A 291-nucleotide genomic window follows, 5' to 3' on the forward strand; every position below is an offset into this window, starting at 1 on the left:
GCCGGAGCGTCATATGGCGTTTCGGCTAATGCGTTACGCGATAGCCGCCATGCAGCGCCATTTAGAGGCCGGACATGACCAGTTACCGCTGGTGATTCCGCTGCTGTTTTATCACGGGCAGGTCAGTCCGTATCCGTACTCGATGCGGTGGCTGGATAGCTTCGAGGTGCCTGAGTTGGCGTCGCAGCTGTATGCAGGAGGCTTTCCATTGGTGGACGTCACCGTGATTCCGGATGATAAAATCATCACGCATCGACGCATGGCGATGCTGGAATTGCTGCAAAAGCATAT

At 55.3% G+C, this 291-nt stretch carries 1 protein-coding gene; it reads left to right on the plus strand.

All coding sequences use genetic code 11. The features are described 5' to 3' along the window. The coding region (locus KPG66_RS17300; RefSeq protein WP_237071671.1) for an Rpn family recombination-promoting nuclease/putative transposase at positions 1 to 291 on the plus strand (291 nt) is incomplete at both ends.

It is taken from the genome of Mycetohabitans sp. B2 (assembly GCF_021733735.1).
Taxonomy (GTDB): domain Bacteria; phylum Pseudomonadota; class Gammaproteobacteria; order Burkholderiales; family Burkholderiaceae; genus Mycetohabitans; species Mycetohabitans rhizoxinica.